At 64.3% G+C, this 3,379-nt stretch carries 2 protein-coding genes; one reads left to right on the top strand and one right to left on the bottom strand.

The features are described 5' to 3' along the window. Positions 1-336 precede the first annotated feature (336 nt). Positions 337-1,212, bottom strand: coding sequence for an Ig-like domain-containing protein (locus EBN03_RS33455; protein WP_122192177.1), 876 nt, complete (start codon positions 1,210-1,212; stop codon positions 337-339). A gap of 1,107 nt (positions 1,213-2,319) precedes the next feature. Here EBN03_RS33455 and EBN03_RS33450 point away from each other — a divergent pair. Further along, positions 2,320-2,988: a hypothetical protein gene (locus tag EBN03_RS33450; RefSeq protein ID WP_122192176.1), complete on the top strand. Its 669-nt coding sequence runs from the start codon at positions 2,320-2,322 to the stop codon at positions 2,986-2,988. The last annotated feature ends 391 nt before the right edge of the window (positions 2,989-3,379 follow it).

Raw genomic sequence — 3,379 nt, 5'->3', positions numbered from 1 at the left:
GTACTCATCGAGCCGTTCGAGAGCCAGGCGCACGGCCTTCTCGCGGACCTCGGGCGGGTAACGCTTCGACATGATGGAGACCATCTTCCTCAAAAGTAGGAAGCGGTCCCAAATCCGTGACGGTTCAGTCCGTTGTCGTAGCCGCCACCGACAGAACTTCGACAAATTACGGTATTCCGTTGTCGGCCGGCCTGTTCACGAATGCCCCCGGCTCAGCGGGAACCCTGGGCATTCACTGTCATCCCGGACTACCAGTTATTTTGCGGCTGTCCATGTTCGGTGGTTCCGCTAGGGCACCCCCAGCGGTGCCACCCATCGCTCACGTCGAGACAGAACCTAGTTGCCGGCGCTCAGGCTGACGAGAAACGACGGGACTGCACTGCCGGTGCCGGTCGAGGTTCCGGCGGCGGCGACGGTGACCGTGCCGGTCGTCGTCGCCGTACCGGTACCGGAGTAGTTCGCGGTGATCGAGTGGCTACCGGCCACCGTCGGGGTCCACGACAAGGTGGCGGTGCCCGAGGCGTTCACCGTGCCCGTGCCCAGGACGGTAGTTCCGTCCGAGAACGACACCGTGCCACCGGCGTTCGCCGGACTCACCGTGGCGGTCAGCGTGGTGGCCTGACCGACGGTGGCGCCGGTGACGGGGGCGAGGGTGACCGTCGTGTGCGTGGCCGCAGTGACGGTGATGGACGGGCCTTGGTTGGCGTAGTCGAACCGGCCGAGCGAGGAGAGGTACACGATGCCGTCGGTCATGGCCGTGCCGGGCGTGCAGCTGGCGCCGACCTTGTACTTGGCGCTGAACGTGACCGGCGAGCTGCTGGCGACCATCTGGTAGTCGGTGGCGGTGAAGTCACCGGCGATGTAGTCGGGAAACTTGGTGTCGAGGTAGGGCTCGACCGGGTTGGAGCCGCTGTCGTCGGTCATCGTGGCCGAGTTGGTGACGTAGGTCAGGCAGGCCGGGTGCATGTCCCGGAACCAATCGATCGTCTCGTCGGTCGAATCGGTGCGCTTGATCTGGGTGCTCACGGTGATGGTCTCGCCGACGGTGGGGGTCGCGTCGCTGATGGTGCGGGTGTAGGTGGTGGCTCCCTTTGTCCAGGTGACGGTTGCCGGTGCCGCGCCGGCGGTGCCCGCGGCGAGGGCGGTCAGCGCTCCGATGGCGAGGGTGGTGGCGACGCCCGCGGTGGTGCGAGCAATTACTCGATGAGTCATGACAGTGTCCTGTTTCGCTGAAAGTACTGAGCGGTCAGCTCACATACGGTGGTCCGGCCGCAGTGGCCGAGAGGTGAGACGCCGAGTGAAGTCCCACGACACTGGAACGAGCCAGGTCGAGGGACAGTCGATTTCACGTCGGCGCGATATCGCGGGCATGTATGCCCGGTCGAGAGGGGCGGACCGGCACACGTCGGGCCGTATCCAGCCGGCCAGGGCTGGCGCGAGACGGGGACACGCCCCCCTCAGCCGGATCAGGCGATCAGGCCCGACAGGCCGGCGAGCAGCATCTTCTGGAGCTGACCGAGCAGTGCCTGCACGATGAATTGTTCCGCGGAACCCAAAATTTTCTCCTACTGTTCATCGCCATCGGCGCACCTCTTATCGAGCATGAGATTGCGATGCGAAGCACGTCAGGCGTGAGCAACATCGCTCCCGGGAGAGACGATAAACCGAGGAGAGTATGAACAGAAACCATTCTTAGTGGTGCTTCGACAACAAAGAGTTGTTTTATCGCGGTTGTGGACGTGGAGCCGACAATCAAAAAACTCCTCGCACCAGGCAATGGGCAATGGGCAAGCGGTGGGCGGCCCGCCCCTACTGTTCCCGTGTTGAGGACCCGGGCCGTCGCACCCGCCTGCCTGAAAACTGCGCGGAACAGCATTCGATCCAGCCACGTATCGGGCCGTCGACGCGGCCTGGCTACGGCGGGCCGATAACGCGACTCACGCCGACCAACCGGCGCACGATCACCGCGCACGTCAGCCGAAGGCCCAAACTTCCACTACGACAACGGGATCGAAATGCCGAGAAACAGACTTTCTACCCGCACCAGGATCCCGATCAGCCCGAGAAATCTCGCCGCGGCGAGCCGATCAACAAGCGCACAGCCAAGAACGGGACCGAAGGATAGTACCGCAAGAAAGTGCGACCGGAAATCATTATTCACGGTTTGTCTACAAGAATTTGTTGTCGAACCCGAGATTCGGTCCCGACCACACTGTGACAAGACTCACTTGTCGATACGTCGGAACCTGTTGTTTCACAAACCCATCGGCGCATATTTACCATCCACTTCCGGATCACTCGTCAGAGCAAGGGAATTTCATGGCATATCGAGCAATCGCTCGCGGTGCAGTCGCCTGCGCGGCCGCCACATCCGCTGTCGGGGCGCTGGCTGCGGTCCTCTGCGCCGGCCCGGCCACCGCCGCGCCCGGGACGATCAACTGGACCGACGGCTCGTCGCAGTTCACCCGCACGATCAGCAATACATCACCCAAGGAGGGTGATGTCATCACCGTGTCGACCCAATTCGCGCGCAACAGCATCGTGGACGAATACATCTACAGCATCAAGGACGAGCATCCGGCCTGCCTGACCTACGTCGCCGGTTCGGCGAAGATGAACAACGGCACGACCGACTACCCGTACGAGGACCCAGAGGTGGTGCCCAACGACGGTGGCAGTGGCTATGTGGGCGTCTCGTTCAGCATCACCAACTGGCCGGTGATGAATCGCCCGCTCGCCCATCAGTCCCCGGTGTTCTCCGTGCAGTACAAGGTCGGGCACGATTGCACCCCGGGTACCGCGCTGACCACCGGCATGGAATACAGCGGGTCGCTGGGTTCCGGCCACTACTCCACCCAGGGCCCGTCGATCACGGTCAGCCAGAGCACCACGACCACCACGACCACCACTCCGCCACCGGTCACCGGGCCCGGCACCGGCACAGGCAGCGCTTTCGCCGGCCTGGGCAGCCTGAGCGCGGCCAAGTAGCGGCTGCGGAACGGCTACTCGCCCCGGTGACTCTCCAGGTCACCGGGGCGATCTCTTGCCGTCGACAGGTAGGACAGGACGCTCGGGCGTGGATCGCATCCTCGGTCGAGTCCGCAGCTCCGCGCCGCCGTGTCCGGCAGCAGACCGGCGGCGGGGATATCACGGCTGCCCGCCAAGCTGAGCGATCACTGCGTGAGCCCTACGCTGGGGCGCACGATCGGCTACGCGCCCCGTATTCACAGGCGCCTTGCGCGCCCAGCGACCCGGGCGCCCGCAGGGGACTGCTGCGCTACCCAGCCGCGATTGCACGGGTTCGCTCTCACGCCAGGAGATTCGCCGGCGGTCCCGCGGCGGCAAACCCATGGACGAAGGCGGCCAGGCGAATTCGAAT

This window comes from Nocardia stercoris (assembly GCF_003696265.1).
Classification (GTDB): domain Bacteria; phylum Actinomycetota; class Actinomycetes; order Mycobacteriales; family Mycobacteriaceae; genus Nocardia; species Nocardia stercoris.
The sequence above is the reverse complement of the archived record's forward strand: the minus strand, read 5'-3'. Positions and strand labels throughout refer to the sequence as shown.